This window comes from Kitasatospora sp. NPDC051853, assembly GCF_044452665.1.
Classification (GTDB): Bacteria; Actinomycetota; Actinomycetes; order Streptomycetales; family Streptomycetaceae; genus Kitasatospora.
Map to the genome: position 1 here is coordinate 432,564 of NZ_JBITBY010000007.1, position 24,712 is coordinate 457,275.

General features: G+C 74.9%; 17 protein-coding genes. 13 read left to right on the top strand and 4 right to left on the bottom strand.

Going from position 1 to position 24,712, the window contains the following annotated elements:
- Positions 1-95: 95 nt before the first annotated feature.
- Complete coding sequence (locus tag ACIA8O_RS22465) at positions 96-2,510, top strand: glycoside hydrolase family 2 protein (protein WP_396295693.1); 2,415 nt, start codon at positions 96-98, stop codon at positions 2,508-2,510.
- Between the two features lie 131 nt (positions 2,511-2,641).
- Here the strand turns inward: ACIA8O_RS22465 and ACIA8O_RS22470 are convergent, their stop codons facing one another.
- The gene (locus ACIA8O_RS22470) at positions 2,642-3,574 is read right to left on the bottom strand and encodes an NADP-dependent oxidoreductase (protein ID WP_396295746.1); all 933 of its coding nucleotides are present in this window, start codon (positions 3,572-3,574) and stop codon (positions 2,642-2,644) included.
- A gap of 119 nt (positions 3,575-3,693) precedes the next feature.
- Between ACIA8O_RS22470 and ACIA8O_RS22475 the strand changes: the two genes are divergently transcribed.
- Positions 3,694-4,656: a GlxA family transcriptional regulator gene (locus ACIA8O_RS22475; protein WP_396295694.1), complete on the top strand. Its 963-nt coding sequence runs from the start codon at positions 3,694-3,696 to the stop codon at positions 4,654-4,656.
- A 456-nt stretch (positions 4,657-5,112) separates the two neighbouring features.
- Entirely contained in the window at positions 5,113-6,279 is a 1,167-nt protein-coding gene (locus tag ACIA8O_RS22480; protein ID WP_396295747.1) for a glycosyltransferase, read from the top strand.
- 102 nt (positions 6,280-6,381) lie between these two features.
- Here ACIA8O_RS22480 and ACIA8O_RS22485 read toward each other — a convergent pair whose 3' ends face one another.
- Together ACIA8O_RS22485 and ACIA8O_RS22490 are read right to left on the bottom strand one after the other, a co-directional pair.
- Entirely contained in the window at positions 6,382-6,765 is a 384-nt protein-coding gene (locus ACIA8O_RS22485) for a hypothetical protein (RefSeq protein ID WP_396295695.1), read from the bottom strand.
- 17 nt (positions 6,766-6,782) lie between these two features.
- A complete protein-coding gene (locus tag ACIA8O_RS22490; RefSeq protein WP_396295696.1) occupies positions 6,783-7,367 on the bottom strand; it encodes a hypothetical protein in 585 nt (194 codons plus the stop codon).
- Between the two features lie 263 nt (positions 7,368-7,630).
- Here ACIA8O_RS22490 and ACIA8O_RS22495 point away from each other — a divergent pair, with 263 nt between their 5' ends.
- From ACIA8O_RS22495 to ACIA8O_RS22535, 9 genes are all read left to right on the top strand, one after another.
- Positions 7,631-9,589 carry an APC family permease gene (locus ACIA8O_RS22495; RefSeq protein ID WP_396295697.1) on the top strand — a complete coding sequence of 653 codons (1,959 nt, stop codon included), beginning with the start codon at positions 7,631-7,633 and terminating at the stop codon, positions 9,587-9,589.
- 221 nt (positions 9,590-9,810) lie between these two features.
- Positions 9,811-11,604, top strand: a complete 1,794-nt coding sequence (locus tag ACIA8O_RS22500) for a hypothetical protein (RefSeq protein WP_396295698.1) — start codon at positions 9,811-9,813, stop codon at positions 11,602-11,604.
- Between the two features lie 28 nt (positions 11,605-11,632).
- A complete protein-coding gene (locus ACIA8O_RS22505; protein ID WP_396295699.1) occupies positions 11,633-12,757 on the top strand; it encodes a hypothetical protein in 1,125 nt (374 codons plus the stop codon).
- Positions 12,754-15,675 (top strand): hypothetical protein, encoded by a 2,922-nt coding sequence (locus ACIA8O_RS22510; RefSeq protein WP_396295700.1) that lies wholly within the window; start codon positions 12,754-12,756, stop codon positions 15,673-15,675. Before ACIA8O_RS22505 ends, ACIA8O_RS22510 begins: the two co-directional genes overlap by 4 nt.
- Positions 15,672-16,955: a hypothetical protein gene (locus ACIA8O_RS22515; protein WP_396295701.1), complete on the top strand. Its 1,284-nt coding sequence runs from the start codon at positions 15,672-15,674 to the stop codon at positions 16,953-16,955. The genes ACIA8O_RS22510 and ACIA8O_RS22515 overlap by 4 nt, the downstream gene beginning before the upstream one ends.
- Complete coding sequence (locus tag ACIA8O_RS22520; protein ID WP_396295702.1) at positions 16,952-18,535, top strand: VWA domain-containing protein; 1,584 nt, start codon at positions 16,952-16,954, stop codon at positions 18,533-18,535. Before ACIA8O_RS22515 ends, ACIA8O_RS22520 begins: the two co-directional genes overlap by 4 nt.
- Positions 18,532-19,218, top strand: coding sequence for a 4Fe-4S single cluster domain-containing protein (locus ACIA8O_RS22525; protein ID WP_396295703.1), 687 nt, complete (start codon positions 18,532-18,534; stop codon positions 19,216-19,218). Before ACIA8O_RS22520 ends, ACIA8O_RS22525 begins: the two co-directional genes overlap by 4 nt.
- Positions 19,215-20,690 (top strand): hypothetical protein, encoded by a 1,476-nt coding sequence (locus ACIA8O_RS22530; RefSeq protein WP_396295704.1) that lies wholly within the window; start codon positions 19,215-19,217, stop codon positions 20,688-20,690. The genes ACIA8O_RS22525 and ACIA8O_RS22530 overlap by 4 nt, the downstream gene beginning before the upstream one ends.
- Positions 20,687-23,260 (top strand): AAA family ATPase, encoded by a 2,574-nt coding sequence (locus tag ACIA8O_RS22535; protein WP_396295705.1) that lies wholly within the window; start codon positions 20,687-20,689, stop codon positions 23,258-23,260. Before ACIA8O_RS22530 ends, ACIA8O_RS22535 begins: the two co-directional genes overlap by 4 nt.
- Before the next feature lie 28 nt (positions 23,261-23,288).
- Here the strand turns inward: ACIA8O_RS22535 and ACIA8O_RS22540 are convergent, their stop codons facing one another.
- Entirely contained in the window at positions 23,289-24,248 is a 960-nt protein-coding gene (locus tag ACIA8O_RS22540) for a hypothetical protein (RefSeq protein WP_396295706.1), read from the bottom strand.
- Between the two features lie 136 nt (positions 24,249-24,384).
- Between ACIA8O_RS22540 and ACIA8O_RS22545 the strand changes: the two genes are divergently transcribed.
- The gene (locus tag ACIA8O_RS22545; RefSeq protein ID WP_396295707.1) at positions 24,385-24,711 is read left to right on the top strand and encodes a CU044_2847 family protein; all 327 of its coding nucleotides are present in this window, start codon (positions 24,385-24,387) and stop codon (positions 24,709-24,711) included.
- The last annotated feature ends 1 nt before the right edge of the window (position 24,712 follow it).

Consider the following 24,712-nt stretch of genomic DNA (forward strand, 5'->3'; position numbering starts at 1 on the left):
TCAACCTAACCGGTTTATGGACAGGAGTGAACCGGCGGGCTACGGTTGCTCCCGCCAGCCTCCGGAACCACCCCCACAGCGAATGGAGCCGCACGATGAAGGACGTCACCCAGCTCGACCAGGGCTGGACCCTGCACCACGCGGGGAACCGGCTGCCCGCCGTCGTGCCCGGCTGCGTCCACACCGACCTGCTCGCCGCCGGTCTCATCCCGGACCCGTTCCTGGAGACCAACGAGACCGAGGTCGCCTGGGTCGGCCGCCAGGACTGGACCTACACCCTGGACCTGCCCGCGCGCGACACCCCGCACGAGCGAACCGACCTGGTCTTCGACGGGCTCGACACCGCCGCCACCGTCACCTACGGCGGCACGGAGCTCGGCAACACCCGTAACATGCACCGCAGTTACCGCTTCGACGCCACCGGCCTGACCGGCGAGCTGGCGGTCCGCTTCACCAGCGCCTACCGGGAGGCCGAACGCGTACGGGCCCTGGTCGGCGACCGCCCCAACGTCTACCCGGAGCCGTTCCAGTACATCCGCAAGATGGCCAGCAGCTTCGGCTGGGACTGGGGCCCGACCCTGCCCACCGCCGGGATCTGGCGCCCGGCCCGGATCGAGCGGTGGTCCACCGCCCGACTGGCCCGCGTCCGCCCCCACGCCACCGTCGACGGCACCACCGGGACCGTCGAACTCCACCTCGACCTCGAACGCACCACCACCGGCGCGGACCGCGAGCTCACCGCCACCGCCACCATCGGCGAGCACACCGCCACGGTCACCGTCCCGGCCGGCCACGACACCGCCGTCCTCGTCCTGGAGGTCCCCGACGCCGCCCTCTGGTGGCCGCGCGGTCACGGCGACCAGGCCCTCCACGGCCTCGACGTCACCCTCGCCGACGCGCAGGGCCCGCTCGACACCTGGCACCGCCGCATCGGCTTCCGCACCGTCGAGCTCGACACCTCCGCCGACGAACACGGCAGCGGCTTCACCCTGGTCGTCAACGGCGTCCGCCTGTTCGTCCGGGGCGTCAACTGGATCCCCGACGACACCCTGGTCAGCCGGGTCACGCCCGAACGCTACGAGGAGCGCCTCACCCGCGCCGCCGAGGCGAACATCGACCTCGTGCGGATCTGGGGCGGCGGCATCTACGAGAGCGAGGCCTTCTACGACACCTGCGACGAACTCGGCCTGATGGTCTGGCAGGACTTCCTCTTCGCCTGCGCCGCCTACCCCGAGGAGCAGCCGCTGCGCGGCGAGATCGAGGCCGAGGCCCGCGAGAACGTCGCCCGCCTCATGCCCCACCCCTCCCTGGTCCTGTGGAACGGCAACAACGAGAACCTCTGGGGCTTCCGCGACTGGGGCTGGGAGGAGGACCTCGCCACCGACTCCTGGGGCGAGGGCTACTACCTCGGCGTGCTGCCCCGCATCGTCGCCGAACTCGACCCCACCCGCCCCTACACGGCCGGCAGCCCCTGGTCCGGCAGTTGGGACCACCACCCCAACGACGTCGACCACGGCACCCACCACTCCTGGGAGGTGTGGAACCGTCAGGACTACGCCGAGTACCGCGCCACCGTCCCCCGCTTCGTCGCCGAGTTCGGCTGGCAGGCCCCGCCAGCCCACGCCACCCTGCGCCGCGCCCTGCCCACCGAGGACCTGGCCGCCGACTCGCCCGGCATGCTCCACCACCAGAAGGCCGAGGACGGCAACGGCAAGCTCGACCGCGGCGTCGGGCGCCACTTCGACCTGCCCGCCGACTTCGACCGCTGGCACTACCTCACCCAGGTCGTCCAGGCCCGTGCCGTCGCCACCGGCATCGAGCACTGGCGCTCCCACTGGCCCCGCTGCGCGGGCACCGTGGTCTGGCAGCTCAACGACTGCTGGCCGGTCTCCTCCTGGGCCGCCATCGACGGCGACGGCCGCCTCAAGCCCCTCTGGTACGAGCTGCGCCGCGTCTACGCCGACCGGCTCGTCACCATCCAGCCGAACGCCGACGACGACGCCACCCCCACCCTCGCCCTGGCCAACCAGGCGGCCCAGCCGTGGAACACCGTCGTCACGCTGCGCAAGGTCTCCGCCGACGGCACCACCACCGCGACGACCGAGATCCCGCTGACCGTCGAAGCCCGCTCGGTGCTGCGCCTGCCCGTACCGGACGCGCTGGCCCCGGCGGCGGGTTCGACCAAGGAGTTCCTGGCCGCCGACGCCGACGGCCTGCGCGCGGTGCACTTCCCGGTCCCCGACAAGGAGTTCGGCTACCAGCGGCCCGAGTTCGACGTGACCGTGGAGCCGGTGGCCGGCGACGACACGGCCCTCGACGTCGTGGTCACCGCCCACACCCTGGTCCGCGACCTGCTGCTGCAGGCCGACCGGCTGGCCCCCGACGCGGTCGCCGACCGCGGCCTGCTCACCCTGCTGGCCGGCGAACAGGCTCGCATCCGGATCACCGGAGCGGCCGGCACCGACGCCGACACCGCCCGTACCGCCCTGTACTGCGTGGAACCCGCGTGACCGGGCCCGCCTGACACACCGTCAGGGGCGTGACCGCCCCGACCACCGCAGGGCCGGGGACGGGCCGGTGGGTGTACTCCTTCAACCCACCGGCCGCCGGGCGCCGTGGTCGGGGCCCCGGGCCGTGGTTCTCAGCCGACCGTCAGCACGATCTTGCCGCTGGTGCGGTCGGTCTCGCCCAGGGCGTGGGCCTCGGCGGCCTCGGCGAGCGGGAAGACCGCCTGGACGTGGGCGCGCAGGGCGCCGGTGGCGGCCAGTTCGGCGACGGCGTTCATGCCCGCGTGGTCGGCCTCGACGAGGAGGGTCTCCACCCGGACGCCGAGGGCCGCGGCCCTCGCGGCCTCCTCCGGGTCGGTGCCCGGCAGGATCGAGACCAGGACGCCGCCCGGCCGCAGGACGTCGAGGGAGCGGGTGCGGGTGTCGCCGGAGACCGGGTCGAGCACCACGTCCACGTCCCGGACGGCCTCGCGGAAGTCGGTGGTGCGGTAGTCGATCACCTCGTCCGCGCCGAGCCCGCGCACGAAGTCGTGCTTGGGGGCGCTGGCGGTGCCGATCACGTACGCGCCGAGCGACTTGGCGATCTGCACGGCGAGGTGGCCGACCCCGCCCGCGGCCGCGTGCACCAGGACGCGCTGCCCGGGCCGCACCCCGGCGGTGTCGACGAGTGCCTGACGGGCGGTCAGCGCGGCCAGCGGCAGGGCGCCGGCCTGGACGTGGTCGATGGCGGCGGGCTTGCGGGCGAAGGCGCGGGCGGGGCCCGTCACGTACTCGGCGTGCGAGCCGACGCCGTGCGGGTAGGGCAGCATCCCGAAGACCTCGTCGCCGGGCTTGAAGAGCGTCACGCCGAAGCCGACGGCCTCGACCACGCCGGACACGTCCCAGCCGAGGACGAGCGGCAGGTGGTTCAGGAAGAGGCCGGAGGCGCGGTGCTTCCAGTCGGTCGGGTTCAGCCCGGCGGCGCGGACCGCGACCAGGATCTGGCTCGGGCCGGGCACCGGCCGCGGCAGCACGACCTCCTCCAGCACCTCGGGGGCGCCGTGGGTCCGCTGGCTGATGGCGCGCATGGTGGCGCCGGTGGTGGTGGCGCTGGTCGTGGTGGTGGTGTTCGTCATGGGCACCAGCCTGCTCGTTCGTGCCCGGCCCGTACCATGGCATGAACGACAACTTCCGACGGGATCGTGCCATGGCCGCTCTCCACCGCGTCGTCGTCCTCGCCCTGGACGGCGTCTACCCCTTCGAACTCGGCATCCCCAGCCGGATCTTCGGCGCCCTGCGGGACCGCTACGAGGTCCTGACCTGCTCCGTCGACGGCCGCCCCGTCGCCACCAACGCCGACTTCTCGGTGACGGTGGAGCACGGCCCCGAGCTCCTCGCCACGGCCGACACCCTGCTGCTGCCGCCCTTCGACGTCTCCCGCCTCTCCCGCGAACTGCCGCCGGGCGTGGCCGAGGCCCTCGCGACGGTCCGGCCCGGGACGCGGATCGTCTCCGTCTGCACGGCCGCCTTCGTGCTGGCCGCGGCCGGGCTCCTCGACGGCCGCCCCGCCACCACCCACTGGGCCGTCGCCGACGTCCTGCGCGACTGGTACCCGGGGATCCGGCTCGACCCGGACGTGCTCTTCGTCGACGACGGCGACGTGCTCACCTCGGCCGGCGCCGCCTCCGGCGTCGACGTCTGCCTCCACCTGGTGCGGCGGGACCACGGCACCGCCGTCGCCAACCAGGTGGCCCGGGCCTGCGTGGTGCCGCCCTGGCGGGACGGCGGCCAGGCCCAGTACATCGAGCACCCGGTGCCGCCGCCCTCAGCGCACGACACCTCGGCCACCCGGCAGTGGGCGCTGGAGAACCTGCACGAGTCGCTGACGCTGCGCCAACTCGCCGGGCACGCCCGGATGAGCCTGCGCACCTTCGTCCGCCGCTTCACCGAGGAGGTCGGGACCAGCCCGGGGCGCTGGGTGATCCAGCAACGCGTCTGCCGGGCCCAGCACCTCCTGGAGACCACCGACCTGCCCGTCGACGACATCGCCGGCCGGGTCGGCTTCGCCACCGGCACCTCGCTGCGCGAGCACCTGCACGCCGCCATCGGCGTCTCGCCGCTGGCGTACCGCCGCACCTTCCGGGGAGCCGCCGCGCCCGCCCCGGCCTGACCGCCGCCGGGTGCCCCGGGCACCGTGGTGCTCCACGGCATGCGGGAGCTGCCGCAGTCGCTCGTCCTGAGGTGACGTCACGGTGGGGCAGGGGACCGGCCCGCCCGCACCGGGCGTTGACCGCGCATCAGCCTGCCGGGGCGGACCCGGGACGGCGTACGTGCCGCGCGGCGCACCCCGCCGATGATCAAGATATAGCGCACAGGGGGGCTTGCGGCAAGGCCCCGGCCGTACCGCAGAATCGCTCACCTGACCCGGGAGCGCGAGGTCGGGCCGCTCCTTCCGGACACGACCTGACCCGTGCTCAGATCCCCTGCCACGAACGGACAGAGCTTGCACCAGTCCACTCCCCAGACCCACCGCCGTCCCGCACCGGCCACGGCCGGAGCCCCCGGACACGGGCAGCCGCCGCAGGTCCTCCTCTCCACCTACGGCGCCCGCGGGAGCGTGGAGCCGATGGTGGCGCTCGCCGTCCGGCTGCGCGCGCTCGGCGCGCGGGTGCGGGTGTGCGCGCCGCCCGACGAGGAGTTCGCCGCCCTGCTGGCCGGCGCCGGGGTGGAGATGGTGGCGTCCGGTGCGCCGGTGCGGCCGCTGGTGACCACGGTGGTGCCGGGCTCGGCGGCCGGTCTGGCGCAGCGGGCGGCGGACCTGATGGCGGCTCAGTTCGAGACGGTCGCCGCCGCGGCCGAGGGCTGCGACGTCCTGGTGGCGACCGGCCCGCTGCCGGTCTCGGCCGGTGCGCGGTCGGTCGCGGAGAAGCTGGGCATCCGCTACGCGTACGTGAGCCACTCCCCGGTCAGTCTTCCGTCCCCGCACCAGCCGCCGCCCGCCCGGCGCGGGCGCCCGCTGCCGCCGGAGGTCGCCGACAACCGGGAGCTCTGGGAGATCGACGCGCGGAACGCGGACGAGATGTTCGGCGGGCTGCTCAACGCCCACCGGGCGGCGGTCGGCCTGCCGCCGGTCGACGGCATCCGCGACTACGCCTTCACCGGGACGCCCTTCCTGGCCACCGACCCGGTGCTCGACCCGTGGCCGCCGACGGGGCTCGGCGTCGTCCAGACGGGTACCTGGTTCCGGCCGGACGAGCGGCCGCTGCCGCGCGGGCTGGCGGCGTTCCTGGACGCCGGCGATCCGCCGGTGTTCGTCGGTTTCGGCAGCATGCCGATGACCACGGCCCCGGACATCGCCCGGGCCGCCGTCGGGGCGGCCCGGGCGATGGGGCGCCGGATCCTGCTCTCCCGGGGATGGGCGGAGCTGGAGCCGGCCGACGGCCGGGACGACTGCTTCACGGTGGGCGAGGCCGACCACGGGGCGTTGTTCGCCCGGGTCGCCGCGGTGGTGCACCACGGCAGCTCGGGCAGTACCGCGACGGCCGCCCGGGCCGGCGTGCCCCAGGTGGTGGTGCCGCAGGGCGCGGACCACCCGTACTGGGCGGAGCGGGTTACCGCCTTGGGCATCGGCGCCGCCCTCGACGACCCGGCCCCGTCCGCCGAGACCCTGACGGCCGCACTCGCCGCGGCCCTGGCCCCGGAGACCCGCGCCCGGGCCGCCGCCCTCTCCCGCACGATCCGCACCGACGGGACCACCGAGGCCGCCGGGCTCCTGCTCGGCAGGTCTGAATGAACCGGCCTGCCTGAACCCGCCTGCGCTGGTCCTGGGCTGACGCACCGACAGTGCCCGCACGGGTCGGGGCCGAGCCGTCAGGCCGGTACCGCCCCGCGCCGGTCACGCGCCGGGCGGTACCGGCAGGGTGAGCGGGTGCGGCTGCTCCGTGCCGCCGGTGAGGAAGACGAAGCGCACGGTCAGGGCCGTGGCTCCGGCCGGCAGGGCCGGTTGGCCGGAGATCCGGCCTTCGGTGGAGCGGCCGTCGGGGCTCAGGCCCCGGGCGCCACCGTAGTCGGTGTAGGCGTTGCCGAGGTCGTCCTCGGCCTCCAGCCAGAGGAAGAGCGGCTCGGTGGCCGGGCCGGTGGCGAGGTCGTCCGGGAGCGGCGGCGTGATCGAGTAGTCCACGGTGAAGGACGCGTCCGCCCTGGTGAGCGAACGGACCGTCAGTTCGTGGTGGCCGTCCAGGACGGTGGTCCGCCGTGGCGCGGGCTGCTCGTCGGGCATGGGTGCGCTCCGTTGGGTCAGGCGCTGCCGGGTGTCGGGACCTGGCAGGTGATGTAGCGGTCGGCGGCGGTGTTGGGGGTGGAGCCCTTGAGGAACCAGTAGAAGGTGAGCTTGTTGCCGGTCTGGATGGTGCCGCCGCCACCGCCGATGAACTGGTAGCCGTTCATGCTGCCGTGGAAGTTGTACCAGTTCGGCTCGGTGTGCGGGCCGTACGGCGGGTTGACCGCCTTGCCGTCGACGTAGGCGTAGGGCATGGTCACGGTCACCGTCGGGCCGAGGGCCGACTGGGAGGCGTTGGAGAGCTTGAAGCTCCAGGCCAGCGTGCCGCCGGCGGCACGCTGGAACTGTACGGTGGACACGGCGTGCGTCCAGGTCCCCGTGCAGAGGGTGTCCCCCGGGCTCATCAGGTGCTGCTGGACGGCGCGGGCCCGGGCGGAGGCGGCGTCCTGGGCGGCGGCCGCGCCACTGAGGAGGGCGCCGCCGTTGGCCGGGGACGATGCGGTCGCGGCGGTGGCGGGGGAGGCGCCGGCCGCGATCAGCGAACCGGCCGCGAGCACGCTGACAAGGGCGGCGGTGATCCTGGCTTTGACGGCAGAAGACATGTGAATTCCCCTCGTATGCAAGGCCGTTGGTGGGATCTACCCTGCCGATCCGGGGTCGGCCGAGGCAAGGGGATTCGTGTCAGGGATCCGTCAGGAATCGCCGGAGTGCGGTCGGGCGGCCCGGCCGCTCCGGTGGGCCTTCCGGGATGCCGCCGAAGGGCTGACCCGGGCGTGGTGCTGCCGGGTGTTCAGTTGATGATCACCTAACCTGACGCAGTGTCACCAGGTCCGGTGGCGTGCGGCGGCGCGGACGGAGCGGTGCGATGGGTGCGGCTGACGCGCAGGCGGCATCGCGGGGGGCGAGGCTGCGGGCCTGGCTGCTGGAGGGCCTGTCGGACAGGGCCAAGCAGCACCCGGGGCCGCACGCGAAGGCGCCGTCCGGGGAGAAGGGCGCGCGCTGGTGGCGGGTGATGTGCCTGACCGGCCTGGACTACTTCTCCACCCTCGGCTACCAGCCCGGGATCGCGGCGCTGGCGGCCGGCCTGCTGTCGCCGGTGGCGACGATCGTCCTGGTGGTGGTCACCTTGGCGGGCGCACTGCCGGTGTACCGGCGGGTGGCGAAGGAGAGCCCGCACGGAGAGGGCTCGATCGCCATGCTGGAGCGGCTGCTGTCGTTCTGGCAGGGCAAGCTCTTCGTACTCGCGCTGCTCGGCTTCGCGGTCACCGACTTCATGATCACCATCACGCTGTCGGCCGCCGACGCCACCGCCCACCTGGTGGAGAACCCGCACCTGCACGACGCGCTGTCGGGGCGTCAGGTGCTGATCACGCTGGTGCTGATCGCCCTGCTGGGTGGTGTCTTCCTCAAGGGCTTCAGTGAGGCGATGGGCGTCGCGGTGGTGCTGGTCGGGGTGTACCTGGCGCTGAACGTGGTCGTGGTCGGGAACGGGCTGTGGCACCTGACCCAGGAGCAGCACGTCGTCCAGGACTGGTCCTCGGCGCTCACCGCCGAGCACGGCAACGTCTTCGCCATGGTCGGGGTCGCCCTGGTGGTCTTCCCGAAGCTGGCGCTGGGCCTGTCCGGGTTCGAGACCGGAGTGGCCGTGATGCCGCACATCAAGGGCGACCCGGACGACACCGAGGAGCGCCCCACCGGCCGCATCCGGGGAGCGCGCAAGCTGCTGACCACCGCCGCGCTGATCATGAGCGCCTTCCTGATCACCAGCAGCCTCGTCACCACCCTGCTGATCCCCGAGGACGCCTTCAAGGCCGGCGGGGAGGCCAACGGGCGTGCGCTGGCCTACCTGGCGCACGAGAACCTCGGCAACACCTTCGGCAGCGTCTACGACCTCTCCACCATCCTGATCCTGTGGTTCGCCGGCGCCTCGGCGATGGCCGGGATGCTCAACCTGCTGCCGCGCTACCTGCCCCGTTACGGCATGGCGCCGCACTGGGCGAGGGCGGTGCGGCCGATGGTGATCGTGCTGACCCTGATCGCCTTCCTGGTGACCTGGATCTTCGACGCCTCGGTGGACGCCCAGGGCGGCGCCTACGCCACCGGCGTCCTGGTGCTGATCACCTCGGCGGCGATCGCGGTGACCATCGCCGCCCGCAAGGCCGGCCAGCGGGGCTGGACCGCCGCCTTCGCCACCATCGCGGTGATCTTCGTCTACACCACCGCGGCGAACGTCGCCGAGCGCCCCGACGGGGTGAAGATCGGTGCCTGCTTCATCGCTGCCATCGTGCTGGTCTCCCTGCTCTCCCGGCTCAAGCGGGCCTTCGAACTGCGGGTCACCGACGTGGTGCTGGACGAGGCGGCCGAGCGCTTCCTGCGCGACTACACCCACCGTCCGCTGCGCCTGGTCGCCAACGAGCCCGACCGCCGCGACCTGGCCGAGTACCGGGAGAAGAAGCGGCAGATCCGCGCCGACAACGACATCCCCGCCGAGGACGACCTGGTCTTCGTCGAGGTCACCGTGAAGGACCCGTCCGAGTTCGAGGCGGAGCTCACCGTGCGGGGCGAGGTGCTGCACGACCGCTACCGGGTCCTGACGCTGGAGAGCTCCAGCGTCCCCAACGCCCTGGCGGCACTGCTCCTGACGGTCCGTGACCGCACCGGGCTGCGCCCGCACATCTACTTCGAGTGGACCGAGGGCAACCCCTTCGCCCAGTTCTTCCGCTTCTTCCTGTTCGGCCAGGGCGAGGTCGCCCCGGTCACCCGCGAGGTGCTGCGCGAGGCCGAGCCCGACCGCTCCCGCCGTCCCCGCGTCCACGTCGGGTAGGCCGCCTCCACGGCCACACGACCGCGCCACCCACGTGGCGTGCCGCCGCGGGGTCGGCCCGGGTGTCGGGGTGGTGGTCGGGCGGGGCGGTCATTTTCCAGAACTCGCCTTGCGCGCAATGGCGTTGTGCCAACATAAGGGCCCAGCGAACCGATCGTTTCCGGTCGGTTGCAGGTGTTTCGTCAGTACCTGTCGCAGTGGGGGGTCACAAGGTGATGGGGGTGTCCGGCACGGCCGGACGGGCCTGCCCGGTCTGCCGTCGGCCGGAATTGGACATCGGGAGCGGCACCGGGTCGTGCCCGGGCTGCAGTTGGCGGATCACGGGTGACCTGTTCCTCGGCGCCCCGACCGCGGAGGACCTGGAGGACGAGCGCCGGGCGCTGGAAGCGGCCCGGGGCGACTGGGAGGGCAGGGCAGCCGCGCTGGCCGCCACGGGGCCGGGGGACCCGGTGGTGGGTTCCGCGGCTCTGGACGGCCTGCTCGACGAGCTCGTCGGCACCCCCGGTGCGGCCCTCTGGTTCGTCGAACTGACGGACGAACGCGTGGGCCTGGTCAAGGTTCTGACGGACCGTCACGGAGTGCCCCGGGCCGTCGACGCGGGCGGTGCGGCCTGGACTGCGGTGCTGCCCGCCTTCTCCGCCGAGCACGACCGGCGCTGCCGCCAACTCGCGGGCGGTACAGGTGGGTTGGAACCGATCGACCGGATCCTGTTCGACGAGGCGGTACGCCGGACCCTGTCCTCCCTGCTGCCCGCCGGCTCCGGGCAGCGCACGGTGCTGCTGGTGGGCCGTCCCGACTGGGTGCTGCACGCCCGTGCCGCCGCCGTGCTCCGCGCCCTGCGGGCCCCGGACGCCGAACTCGGGCCCGCCCCGGGGGGTGTCGACGGTGTGCGGCACCTGCTGCGCGGCGCGCCGCTGAGCCGCGGTCACGCCGTGGTCCTCGCCGCCGTCGACGGGGAGAGCGGGGCCGTCCGGCCCGAGACCAAGCTGCTCTTCCCGGCCGGTGCCCGGTTACGGCCGGGGGAGAGCGTCGCCGTGCCGGTCACCGTGCACGGCGGCGTGGACGCGGACCAGCCGCTGACCCTGCCGCTGGTCAGCACCGGGGAGCAGGACGGCCGGGGCCCCGGAGGGGAGAGCGTCCTCGCCTACCGGGTCCGGTTACCCGCCCTGCGGCCGACCGAACTGACCTTCGTCCTGCACGGGCCCGGAGAGGTGGAGGTCCTGTTACCCGACGGCTCGCCCGCCGAACCGGCCGACGCCGACCTGCCGGCCCTGGTCGCGGGCCTGCCGCGGCGGCTGGCCCGGCCGCCCCGGCTGCACCTGCTGATCGCCGTGGAACTGTGCTACGCCACCGGCCCCGCGGAGGTCGCCGCGCGGCTCGCCCTCCTGCGCGGGCTGCTCACCGAGCTGGACGCCGAGGCCGGCCAGGACGTCGAGGTCGGCGTCGTCGGCTACTACGAGCACGGTGTGCGCGAGAGCCCGTACGCGCCGCGCGGCACCCTGCTGGACGTCGAGCGGCCCGGCCCGCCGGCCGCCGTACTGGCCGCGCTCGCCGATCCCGAGCGGTGGTGGCCGGCCCCTCGCCGACAGGACACCGTCTCGGCCCTCGAGGACGCGTTGAAGGCGCTGAACCTGATGGCCGCACCCGGCTCCGCGGGCCGCCGCCGGCCGCAGCGCACCGCCCTGCTGCTCACCGCCCGGCCACCCGCCGGGCCCTTCCCCCGCGGCGGCGTACCCGGTTGCCCGCTCGGGGTCGACTGGCAGGCCGAACTCGCCCAGCTGCGGGCGAACGGGGTCCGGGTGCTGACCGCACGTGACGGGGCGTCGGCCGGACGGCCCGTCACCCCGCTCCGCCGGAGCGTGCTGGAGCACGTCGAAGCGGCCTGGGACGCCCTGCTCGCCGACGGCACCCTCGACCCCGGGCGCGACCACGCCACGACCGTGGCCGCACTGCTCCCCGCCTGGCACATCGACGGGCCGCCGCTGCGGCTCGCCCTGGCCACCCCCCTGCTCTGAACCCTCCATCCGTCAGAGGAGACCTCCGATGTCGATCAACCAGCCGTACAGGCCGGAGCCGGACGACGGCCGCCCCGCCGCACCGGGGCAGGCCGCCTGGGACGGGCCCGGCGCCGGGCGCTCCCCGCAACCGCTCCCCACCGGCCCCGGCCGCTCCGCCGACGGGCACCTGGCCCCGATGGCGATCCCGGTCCCGCCGGGGCAGGCCGGGCCGAACGGGCCCGGAGTGGTGCGGATCGGCCTTTGGGGAGCGCCGCGCTCCGGCAAGACCACCTTCCTGTGCGCGCTGCCGATCGCGGCCATGCAGTACGCGGAGCACGGCAAGGGCAACTGGATCATCGGGGGCCTCACTCCGCAGGCCAGCCGATTCCTCAGTTCCAGCGTTCCCATGCTGGCCGTCGACGGGGGGTTCCCTCCGCCGACCCAGGCCCCCGAGAGCATGAGCTGGTCGTTCCAGGGGGAGGAGCCGCGCCGGTTCGGCAGACCCCGTGAGGTCGGGTTCGTGCTCGACCTCCACGACGTCAGCGGCGAGTTCTACGAGCCGGGACATCCACAACACGCCACCGTCATCGACCAGTTGGCCACGGCACACGCGCTCGTCTACCTGTTCGATCCACTGCTGGACGGGGAGGCGGAGACGCGGAGCCTGAACTTCTTCTTCGCCACCCTCAACGAGCTCAACAGCCGGATCCGCGACCAGCGCGGCCTGAGGGGCAACCGGCTTCCGCACCACGTGGCGGTGTGCGTCACCAAGTTCGACGACCCGGAGGTGTTCCGGCCCTCGGTGGAGGCCCGCTGGGTGACCCAGGAGGACGTCGGGGCCAGGATCCCCCGGGTGCCCCAGGAGTTGGGCGCCGGCTACTTCGACTGGATCTGCAACACCTACCGGGGCTCGTCGGCCCGCCTGGTCCGCAACGGCCTCAGCAACTACTTCCACCCCGAGCGGGTCTCCTACTACGCCACCTCCGCCATCGGCTTCCGCCTCAACGCCGACGGGATCTTCGACTACCGCTCCTACGCCAGCGTCGAACAGGTCGGCGGCGCCGCGCACATCGTCGCCTCCCCGCGGCCGATCAACGTCCTGGAGCCACTGATCGACCTGGAGCGGCGGATCACCGCCGACCAGGGCCGCACCTGGGGGCGGAGGCGGTGACCCTGCTGCCGGGCGACTCCCCGGAAACGCTGACCGTGCACTGGGCCGTCCTCGGCAAGCACGCCGGGAGGGCCATGGGGTACACCGTCCTCGGCACGAGCCTGGACGCGGCCCGGGCCGAGCGCTACCTCTGGGGCGCGCAGACCGGATCCCCGGACGTCCGCCGACCGGAGGAGCACGGCGAGCTGCCCTGGCGGGTCTTCCTCAGCGGTGTCCAAGGTGAGCCGGACGCCGTGTGCGCGATGGTCGAGCAGGACTGGGACGGCCACAGCCACGACGGCACGGGCGCCCCGATCATCACCTCCCGGCTGCTGCTGCTCGACTGGGCACAGGCCGCCCGGCACGGCATCGGCTGGTCCGGGCTGGTCGCCGCCGCGGACGGCCTGCGCTGGCCGGGCCCGGGCGAGGCGGCCGAACCGCTGCGCCTGGCCGTCCGGTCGGCCCGCGCCGCGGAGCTCGCCGCAGTGATCGAGGAGGTGGGCTTCGAATGGGCGGCGAGCGTGGCCGCCCTGCTGACCGACCGTCACCAGGTGGTGATCACCCCCAGCGGACGCGAACTGCCCTCCCAGGAACGGCGGGTGCGGATCCTCGACGCGATCGCCGCACTGCTCCCGTACGGCTGCCGGTGCTGGCTCAGCGGCGCGAACTGGATCGGCAGGGCGCAGAACAACCTGGTGCTGGCCTTCGCCGCGTCGGCGCCCTCGGACCGGGTCGGCGTCCGGTACGGGGAACCCGTCGTCCCCGCCGCCGGTTCGGGTGCCGCCGCCTACCTGGACCTGCTGCGGCAGCTGCGGGCCAAGGGCTGGAGCACCGAGGGCCTGATCGCCCACCTGCTCGGGGCGACCACTCCGCTCAAGTGGGACGACGGCCCGGGCATGCTGCGCGCCCTGCGCGAGGTCGACCTGGTCGACGCGGTCGCCACGGAGGTGCTGGCCGGCCGCGGCCGGATCGAGGACGTCGCCCGGGTGCTCGGCCTGCCCGGGACGGCCGGACTGGAGCCCACGAAGCGGCGGGCCCTCTACTTCTTCCTGACGGACCGGATCGGACTGGAGGAACGCGACCGGCGGGCCGTCGACCTGCTGCGTGCGCACTGGCCGGCGGAGCTGGCCGGATGGCTCGCCGACGCCGTGCGCGCCGAACCCGACCAGGACACGAGTTTCCAGCGGTGCCACCAGGCGCTCGTGCTGATCCAGGAGGTGCGCGGAGGCGGCGCGCCGGAGTTCGCCGAGCTGCTCGCCGCAGTGGTCGGACCGGACCCGGGCACGCTCGGCGAGGAACGGGAGCGCTGGGTCGGCCAGTTGATCTGGACGGTGCAGGACCGGTACGGCACGGACGCCGAGTCGGTCGACCGGGTGCTGGTCGAGCACGACCGGGTCGGGCGCTGGTGGCTGTCCAGGGCACTCGGGGAGGGCGGTCCCGGACCGGAGGTGCTGCGGCGGCTGCTCGCCGTGGCCTCCGGCGAGCGGCTGCGGCACACCACCGGGTGGCTGCGGTTCACCGCCTACCTGTGCGGAGTGCCGGAGGCGGACGAGGGCCTGAGCTCCTCCGACACCCTCGCCCTCGGGCAGGACTTCGTCCTGCGACGGTGGCGGCCGATCCTGCGACTGGCGATCGAGCACCGACGGCCGCTGGTGCTGACGTACCTGTGGCCGAGCCTCTGGGCACTCGCGGAGCGGCCGCAGGGCCGTGAGCTCGCCGAGCTGCTCGACGACCGGGCGAGCAGTCTTCTGGAGACGGCGGCCGGGGGGTCCGCCCCGTTCGCGGCGGACCTGGACCTCCTGCGGGTGGGCGCCGCCGGTGGCGGTACGGCCGTACGGCTGGCCGCCCTGGAACGGGCGCTGGAGCGGGGGGCGGTGCACGGGCGGGCGACGGGCTCCTGGGCGCAGGCCCCGGGGACGGCCTGGGGCACGGAGTACGCCCGCCGGATGGCGGACCGCCTCGCGGCCGGTGCCTCCGAGGTGTACTGGCAGCGCGTGGTGGCACTGGCGTTGGGCCCGGCCCCCGCGCCGGACCGGTTCTCCGTCGTGGACCAGCTGGTGGCCGGTCAGACGCTGGGGAGGGCCGCGCTGGTGCGGGTGCTGAACGAGCGGCTGCTGGCCACCGGCGACCCGGCCTGGCTCGACCTCGACCTGCCGCAGGCGGTGCGCGAGGAACTGGAGAGGCTGCCGGGGCCGCGGTCGATCGTGCTGCTGCGGGAGGTCCGCCGGCTGGCCCGGGCCGAGCCCGCCGCGCCCGAACAGCTCGCCGCGGCACTGGTCGCCGCGCTGGCGGTGCGGCCGCCCGGCGAACTGGCCCCCGAGGCGTTGCCGGCGCTCGCTCGGTGGGAGGCCGAACAGGTCGACCGACTGCTCAAGGCGCTCTGGGGCCCGGCCCAGCCGCTGGCCCGGCAGCTCTACGACGCGATCGGGAGCGGCCGGGGCAACGTCACGCTGGGGCAGCGGCTCCGCGCGTCGTACGGCCCCGAGGCGGCCCGCCTGGCCTACGCGGACCGGGTGCTGCCCCCCGCCCGGCCACAGTTCCAGCCGACCGTGCCGGGCCCGGCCGGCTCGTACGGGCACGAGGGATCCGGGCCGTACCAGCGGACCGATCCGTACCGGTCGTCCGGTCAGCACGGTCAGCACGGCCGGCACGGTCAGTACGACTCGCACGACCCGCACAGCCAGCACGGCCAGCAGGATCCGCATGGCCAGTACGACCCGTACAGCCGGCAGGATCAGCACAGCCAGCACAGCCAGCACAGCCAGCACAGCCCGCACGGTCAGTACGACTCGCACGACCTCTACGGCCCACACGGCCAGAGCGACCTCTACGGCCCGCCAGGCCCGCCCGGCCAGGGCGAGCGCCCCCGGCCGCGCGACCGGTCCGGATCGGTCGGCGACCGGTTGCGGCGGCTGTTGCCCAGGAGGCGGCGCCCGTGAGCCTGGCCGTCGATGTCGGCACCCGGTTCGTCCGGCTCGCGCGGTTGGGGGCGGACCGGACGCCCGGGCTGGTGGAGCTGCCGGGCACGGTGCCCGGTGAGGGGGTGCGGGTGGCCCCCGGGCAGGACCCGGTGGAGGTACTGGCCGCCGCCTGCGCGGCGTTCCGGGAGCGGTACGGCGCTGCCGGTGACGTGGTGCTGGTCGCTCCGGCGGACCGTGCGGAGGAGTGCGCGGGGTGCGTGGCGGAGGTGTTCGGCGCCGCGGCCGCCGTCCGTCGGCTGCACCCGGTGGTGGCGGCGCTGGCGCTGCTCCGGCAGGCCGGCCCGGTGCCCGAAGGCACCGTCGTGGTCTGCCTGCTGGGCGCGGCGGCGGTCGAGGCCGCCGAGTGCGTCCTGGGCCCGCACAGCGTGTCGGTGCGGCGTTCGGTCCGGCACGCCCCGGACGGCGGCGTCGGGGTGGCGTTCGACGCCGCGCTGCTCGGCCCGGGGCCGGGCGGGGCACCGGACCCGGCCGGGCTGGAGGAGTTGGCGGCGGTCCGGGCGAGCCCCGGCAGCGGCGACCGTCTGGAGCTGCTCGCCGCCCGCGCGGCGCGGCAGCCGGACCGCTGGCAGGACACGGCGGTGTTCCGGCTGGGCGGCCGGGAGGTGTCGGCCGGAGCGGCCCACCGGGCCCTGGCGGAGCTGCGCGGGCACGTCGACGGGGCCGTCTCCGGCATCCGGCCGGACGGCGTGCCGGTGCTGGTGCTGGGGGGACCGGCCCGGCTGGCCGGGGTCCGCGCGGCGGCCGTCGGCACCGGCCGGGAACTCGCCCCGCCGGCCGGGACGGACCCGGGTGTCGCGGTGGTGCTCGGCGCCGCGCTGGTCGCGGCCGGCGCCGTCGACCCGGGCGACCGCTATCCGCACGCGGTGCTGCTGAGTGCCCGTCAGGTCCTGGACGGGCGGCTGGCCGGTGCCGAGCTGCTGGTGTGCCGGGCCGGGCAGTTGGCGCCGGGTGGCCCGCCGGTGTACGCGGCCCGGGACGGGCACCGGATCGCCGTCGGCGGTGCGGGGCCCCGGCCGCACGAGGTGCGGCTGTCGGTGCGGGCGGAGCCGGACGGGCCGACCGCGGCGGTCCGCACGATCACGCTGCCCGCGCACGGTGCCGGGGAGCGGTTCCACGTAGGGGTGGCGATGGCCGCCGACGGGCGGGCCCGGCTCGTCCTGCGGCCGGCTGTCGGCGGCCCGCCGCACGAGTACCAGCTCGGCGAACTGCCGGGCGTCATCGAGGGGGAACGGCTGTGAATCCCACCGCCCACCGCACCGCACCACCCGCCACCCGGCCGGCGGCCGTCCTGCTCGCCGTGCTGGTCGTCGTCCTGCTCGCCGTGCTGCCGCTGGTGGGCTCCGCCACGACGGCCCGGGCCGCGGTCCGGGACGACCCGGCGCCGTCCAGGGCCGAGGTGTTCCGGGCGCTGAGCCTGGAGCGCCAACCGGCGGACTACGTCGTCCTGGTGGACGTCTCCGGGTCGATGGCCAAGGAGGGGCGCTACGACACCGTCCGCCAGACCCTGCGGACCTTCCTCGGCGGGCTCGCCCCCACCGACCACGTGGCGCTGTACACCCTGGGCACCACCGTGGTGCCCCGGTACATCGGTGCCGCCGCCGATCCGGCGGGCGTGCTCGCCGCCCTGCCCGCCGCCCCGGAGCGGAACGGCTACACCGACATCGGTGCCGCCTTCGAGGCCGGGCTGCGGGAGCTCGAACGCTCCGAGGCCCTGCGGGTCGCCTCGGTCGTCCTGCTCACCGACGGCGAGAACGAGCCGCCGCCGGACAGCGCCTTCCCGCTGTCCACCACCGCCGGCTGGACGGCCGCGCTGCACGAACGCGCCGCGAAGGTCGCCACCCGGGCCAGCCTGGTCGGCTACGCGCTGCCGCTGGCCACCGGTGCCACCGGTGCCCAGCTGCTGCGCCAAGTCGTCCCGGACACCCGGGAGTTGGCGCCGTCGAGCATCCAGGACCTCGGCGCCTACCTGCAGCGGGCGGGCGACGACACCCGGCTGCGGCAGGCCCGCCTGCTGCTGGCGGCCGACCGGGGCAAGGGCGTCTCGGCGGCCTGGACGGGGCCGCCGTCGCCGGATCTGACGGGTGGTGAGGTGTCCGGCACGGTCACCTTCACCTCGCGCACCGCCAAGCTCCCGCTGACCGTCCGGGACCTCGCCGTCGCCGTGCCCGGTGACGTTCTCGGGGTGTCCGGGATGCCGGACACCCTGACCCTGGCGCCGGGCGAGAGCCGCAGCGTCGAGGTCCGGATCACCGGTCACCTCGACGCCGGCCGGCTCGGCCTGCGCGAGTCCCGGCAGGAGGAGGTCCGGCTGCGCCTGTCGGGGACCGTCTCGTCCCCGTGGCAGAGCACGTTCGGAGCGGACCTGCCGCTGGAGGTGCCCGCCGCGGTCGACCCCGCCGAGCTCCCGGTGCGGCTGTCCGCCACGGTCGGCTCGGCGGCGGCGCTGCCGCTGCTGGTGGGCGTCCCCGCGCTGGTGGTGCTGCTGGTCGTGCTGGTCCTGGTGCGGACCCGGTGGCCGGTGCTGGGCGGGTTCCTGGTGGTGGAGCCGGTGTTCGGCGGCCGGGTGCCCGAGCGGATCGCGCTGCGCGGCCGCCGGGTCCGGATCCGTCCGATGGCCGGCGGTTCGGGTCTGGTCCGGGGCCGGCGGAAGCTGTTCGGCCGGCGGGAGAGCGTCATCCTGGTCGTCCGCTACAGCCCCGACGGGTCGGCCGGGCGGGCGAGTTCGGCGGTCTGCGCCCCGGACCGGCGGGTGGTGGTCGCGGGCCTCGCCTTCAGCTACCAGCGGTCCGCGGCCGGGCGGCCCGGGGGTGTGCGGTGAGCGGTCCGCTGCTGAACGTGGCGGCCACCCAGGTCGGCACCCGGGCGCTCGGCCCGGGGCTGCGTTCGGTGGTGTGGGTGCAGGGCTGCCCGTTCACCTGCCGCGGCTGCATGTCGCCGGACTGGATCCCGGACCGGCCCGCCCGGCTGGTGGCCCCGGCCGACCTGGCCGCCGAACTGCTCGCGGACCCGGGGGTGACCGGGCTGACGCTCTCCGGCGGTGAGCCGATGGCGCAGGCCGGACCACTCGCCGACCTGGTCGAACTGGCCCGGGAACAGCGCGAGTTGTCGGTGATCTGCTTCACCGGGCACCGCCTGGCCCGGCTGCGCGAACGCCCGCCGGACCCGGGCGTCCCCCGGCTGCTCGCCCAGCTCGACGTCCTGGTCGACGGACTCTACGTGGCCGCCCAGGACCAGGGGCGCGGTCTGCGGGGCAGCGCCAACCAGCAGGTGCACCGGCTGACCGAGCGGGCGAGGCGCTCGCCCCACGACTACGAGCACGGCCCGCGCGCCGCCGAGATCGCGGTGGACGGCCCGCAGGCGCTGCTGGTCGGCGTGCCGCCGCCGGGGTTGCTGGCGGCCTTCGACACGGCGGTGGACCGGGTCCGGAGCGGGCTGCGGCCCGGTGGCGGCCGGGAACGACAGCTGACGAACCCTCAGCACGACGACGGGAGAAGGACATGAGCGGACGCAAGCGCATCCAGGTCGACGAGTCGGCGTGGTACCGGCTGTTGAAGAGCGCGGACGAGTTGAAGGTCATCCGGCGGGACCTCCCGGACCTGCTGGAGGGCGTGCGTGCGCAGACCCGCGCGGACCTGGACCGCGAGTTCGACGAGGTCCGGCGGCGCCAGCAGCGGAGCGACGAGGCGGTCCGGCAGCTCGGCGAGCAGAACCGCGCCCTGGAGGAGGAGACCAACCGGCGGCTGCGGGCCCAGGCCGTCGCCCTCCAGCAGCAACTGGCCGACACCACCGGCCGGTTGCGCGCCGAGACGCGGGCCCGGCTGGAGGAGCAGCGGCAGGTCTTCGAGCGCGGCCTGGCCGCCGAGCGCAGTGAACGGCGGGCCGCGCAGGAACGGATGGCGGCCGAGCAGGCCCGGCTCGCCGCCGAACAGGCCCGGCTGGCCGGCGAGGTGAAGGAACTGACCGACGACCGGGAGCGGGCCGCGAAGCTCGCGGCGGCCTGGCTCGCCGACGCCGACCGGATGGCCGACCTGATCGCCGACACCCTCCCGCACGAGCGGTACGCCCCCGACGAGCTGGCCGGCCTCCGGCGCCGGCTGGCGGAGGCCCACCGCACCGCTGCCCAGGGGCGCCACGACGCGGCCCTGGCGGTCGCCCAGGAGGGCTACCACAGCCTCAGCGAGCTGCGGGTCAAGGTCGAGCAGGCCGACCTGCTGCACCGCACCTGGCAGGACGCGGCCGTGCAGGCCGTCCTGCTGGTGGAGCGTCAGGTCGAGCAGGGCGCGCTGCTGCCGGTGCTCGGGCCGGACCAGCAGGAGATCCCGGGGTACGAGCTGGACGTCGACTACTGGTCGGCCGGTTCGCTGACCGAGCTGCGCGAGCGGCTCGGCGAGGCGGCCGCCCAGGCCCGGGCCTCCGGTACCGGCACCGCCGAGCTGGAGCGGATCTGCCGCGAGGAGGCGCCCGCCTTCGAGACCCAGCTGGCGGATGCCGTCCGGCGGGCCCGGCTCAGCCAACTGGCCTCGCAGATCCGGGTCAACCTCGCCGACGAGGTCGCCCAGGTGCTGGCCGAGACGGCGTTCTACAGCTTCGTGGACGCCGAGTTCGCCGACGCCGACCAGCGCGGCGCGTACTTCGCGCGGCTCCAGCACGAGAACGGCAACGAGATCGTCCTCGACATCGGCCACCTGGAGGGGCCGGACGGCGGCAACGTGATCCGGGTGATCTCGCTGGACCACGACACCGAGGCCGACGCCGACCTGCGGGCCCGTGCTCTCGCCGTGCGGCGGGCGCTCGCCGAGCGCGGCCGTCAGGTGGAAGGCCCGGTCACCGAGCCGGACGTGACCCCGGAGCCGGGCCGGTACGACGTCGCCGTGCAGCGCGAGCGCGGGCGCCGCCAGGAGCAGCAGCAACAGGAGTTCGGGCGGGCCACCGGATCGCGGCAGCAGCAGCCCGGGCGGGCCACCGGATCGTGACGACGGCACCGGACCGGCGGCCGGCCGGCCCCTCGCGGCCGGAGCGCTTCGAGGGGCTGCGGCTGGGCGGCGACGAGCCGTTCACCGTGCTGCACGGGCCGGGGGTGGACGACGTCTTCCTCGGCCCGGACCACCGGGTGCTGACCCTGGAGGAGGCACTGTGGGGGTTGCTGCACTCGGCGGGGTACCAGCGGGTGGTCTTCTCCTCGCTCAGCCGCCCGCTGTACTTCCGGGACGCCGAGTCCCGGCGGCTGAGCCGTCCCGGCGGGGCGGCCGACGGGCCGGCCGGTGCCCGGAACGGCGCCCCGGCGCAGCAGCTGATGGGCCATCGGGCGATGCGCGGCCCGCTCGGACGCCTGCGGATCGACCCCGACCCGCCGGCCCAGCCGCCCCGGCCGCCCGGCCGGCCCGCCGCCGCGCGGGCGTTCACCGACCCGTTCGCGGTGATGACCCATCTGAGCCAGCTGCGCCAGCACCGGGTGCGCACCGCGGTGGTCTACACCCAGGCCGAGGAGATCCTGCTGCACAACGACGCGGCCCGGCAGCTGGCCGCCGCCCTGGCCGACCACGCCCAGGACCGGAGCGGCACCGGCCACTGGGTCTTCGTCTTCCGCCGCTCGACCCTGGAGGAGGTCGAGCGGATCGTCACCGAGCGCCAGCGGTTCCCGGCCCTCACGGCCTTCCTGCGCGCCCGGCGTGAGCACCCCGAGCTCGGCGGGACGTTCCGGGTCGGCCTGCCCGACCAGGCCGAACTCGGCCGTCTGGTGGACCGGTTGCGCCTGCGGGAGGGTCTGCGGATCGGTGACTGGCGGGAGGTGGAGCCGCTGCTGCGGGCGTTCGCGAGCCACCCCCGGCGGGCCTCCTCCTGGCGCGAGGAGCTGCGCGGGCTGATCGCCGACGGCCTCGCGCTGGACCGGCGGACCGTCCTGGAGCGGGGCCTGGTCACCACCGTGACGCCGCACGACGAGAGCCCCTGGGCCCGGCTGGAGGCCATGCCCGGGCTGGAGCCGGTCAAGGCCCACCTGCGCCTGCTGCACCGTCAGGTCGCGGCCGGCCAGGCGCTGCGCGCGCTCGGCAAGGCCCCCCGGGAGGCGCCCGCGCAGCACCTGCTGTTCGCCGGGAACCCCGGCACCGGCAAGACCACCGTGGCCCGGCTGGTCGGCGAGCTCTACCGGGACCTCGGCCTGCTGCGCCGCGGCCACCTGGTCGAGGTGTCGGCCGCGGACCTGGTGACGGCGGACGTCGGGGGGACGGCCGGGCGGACCGCCGCCCGGATCGACGAGGCGCTCGACGGCGTGCTGTTCATCGACGAGGCGTACGCGCTCAGCGACCAGCGGGGCGGCCACGGCGGCGAGGCGATCACCGAACTGGTCAACCGGATGGACTCCCAGCGCGAGCGGCTGGTGGTGGTACTGGCCGGCTACACCGACAAGATGGACGAGTTCCTCGCCGTCAACGAAGGGATGCGGCGCCGGATCCGGGCCCGGATCGAGTTCCCCGACTACGACCCGCCGACCCTGCACCGCATCCTGCTCGGCATGCTCGCCGACCGGCACCTGCACCCGGTCCCGGCCACCCGGGCCCTGCTCGAAGAGGTCGTCACCGGCATGCACCGGGTGGCCCGCAAGGGCTTCGGCAACGCGGGCGACATGCGCACCCTCGCCGACGAACTGTTCAGCAGCTGGGCGGGCCGGGTGCAGTCGGAGGTCGGGCTGCCGCTGCTGCCCGAGGACCTTCCCGAGGCGTACCTCGGCTACCCGCCGAAGCCCGCGCCCTCCGTCGAGGAGGTGCTGCGCGAACTCGACGGCCTGGTCGGCCTGGCCGGGGTGCGCGACTACCTCGCCGGCCTGACCGGGCGGCTGGCGATGCGTCAGGCCCGAGGCCTCCCCGGCACCGCCATGCCGCACCTGCTGTTCCTCGGCCCGCCGGGTACGGGCAAGACCACGGTGGCCCGGGCGGTCGGCCGGATCTGCCACACCCTCGGCCTGCTGCACACCGACCAGGTGGTCGAGGTGACCCGCGCCGAACTGGTCGGCCGCTACCTTGGTGACACGGCCCTGAAGACCAAGGCGGTGGTCGACTCGGCCGTGGACAAGGTGCTGTTCATCGACGAGGCCTACAGCCTGGCGGCCTCGTCCAGCGGGCAGGACTACGGACAGGAGGCGATCACCACCCTGCTCCGGGAGATGCAGGAGCACCCGGGCCGGCTGGTGGTGATCGCGGCCGGCTACCCGCGCGAGATGCAGGCCTTCCTGGACGCCAACAGCGGCCTGCGCTCGCGCTTCGGCGCGACCCTGCACTTCCCGCACTACCCGACCACCGACCTGCTGGAGATGCTGCGCCGCCGGGCCGCCCGGGAGGGCTACGGGCTCACGCCCGAGGCGGTGCGCGCCGCCGCCCGCTGGTTCGACCACCGGCGCGCCGCCGACCCGCGGACCTTCGGCAACGCCCGGAGCATCGAGGGCCTGCTGGAGCGGATGGAGACCCGGATGGCACACCGCCTCGGCCCGGACGGCTGGGGCGAGGGGCCGCCCGAGTTCACCGGGGAGGACGTGCCGCCGCCGTTCTGACCTCCCGTCAGCCGTCAGCCGTCAGCGGTCAGCCGTCCGCCCAGGACAGCGCGTCGCGGTCGTGCTCCTCCGCCCGGTCGCGCTGTTCGAGCAGACTGCCGAGGGTCGCGTCGATGGCGGCGAGGCGGCGGTCGAGGGATTCGACCAGCGCCTCGACCTGCTCCAGCGCGCTGCGGGCGCCGTCTGCGGTGGCACCCGGCTCGGACGGGCCGGCGAGCGCCCGGGCCAGCTCCGCGTCGGCCCGGGCGTGCAGGCGGATCGCGACCAGCTGCTCCCCGCGCCGGGCGCGCACCGCGTCGAGGCGGTCGCGGAGCTCGGCCAGCCGGGCCTCGTCGGCGGCCGACTTCCTTCTGGCGTCGGCGAGTTCGCGGTCGGCGGTCTCGGCCCGTTCCAGGGTCTGCCGGGTCTGCGGGGCGAGCGCGGCGAGTTGGGCCTCGGAGAGCCGCAGCAGCCGGTCGGCGCTGGTCCGCAGCGCGTCCTCGACGCCGGTGTCCTTGCCGCGCAGCAGGAGCAGCCGGGCGGTCACCGCCTCCTGCTGCCCGGCCAGCCCGTCCAGGGCGTCGACGATCCGCTCCAGGCGCCGCAACTCCGCCACCTGGAGCCGGAGTTCGGACAGCTCGGCGAGGCGCTGGGTGAGCTCCGACTCCCGGGCCGCGAAGTCCTCGCGGGCCGCCCGTTCGGCCTTCAGCTCCCGGTGGGCCCGCGCCAGGTCCTCGGTCAGCTCGGTGAGGCCGCGCCGGGCGCCCGCGCCGGCCCGGGCCGCCTCCAGCAACAGCTGGACCGCGCCGTCGAGATCGGCCCCGGCGGTCAGCGCGTCGTCCAGGGCGTACAGCGCCCGCAGTGCGGTGGTGCCGTCCGGCCCGGGTTCCAGCTCGCGGAGCTCGGCGCACACCCAGGCCAGCGCCGCGCCGAGGATCCGCAGCGAGCGGACCGCCCCGCCGTCGGCGCTCTCCAGCGCGGCCCTGATCTCCCGTCCGGCCTGCTCCACGGTGCCCTCCCGGCCCTGCTCCTGCGGTGCCCGGTACTGCCGCCGATGCTATCGGGGAAACGCCCGCACGGTGGCCGTCCCGGTGGATATCCTGACGCCGCCGAAGTACCGCCGTGTTCGTCAACTGGAGGTTCCCGTGCCGGAGTTGCTGCGTTTCCAGGGGCCGGAGGGGTCCGCCCTCGTGGTGGAGGTGCCGGACGACTCGCCCGGCATCGAGCTGGTCTCCCGCGGTGACGACGGGATCGCCGAGGCCGGGCAGCGGCTGGACGCCGCGCTCGCCTCCAGCCGTCCCACCATCGAATCGGTACTCGCCTCGCTGAAGAACCTGCAGCCGCACGGGATCGAGATCTCGTTCGGCATCAAGCTGAACGCGGAGGCGGGTGTGGTGGTCGCCAAGACCGCCGCCGAGGGCCACTTCGACGTGAAGCTGACCTGGGGCTCCGCCGCGGCCGCCGAGAGCTGAA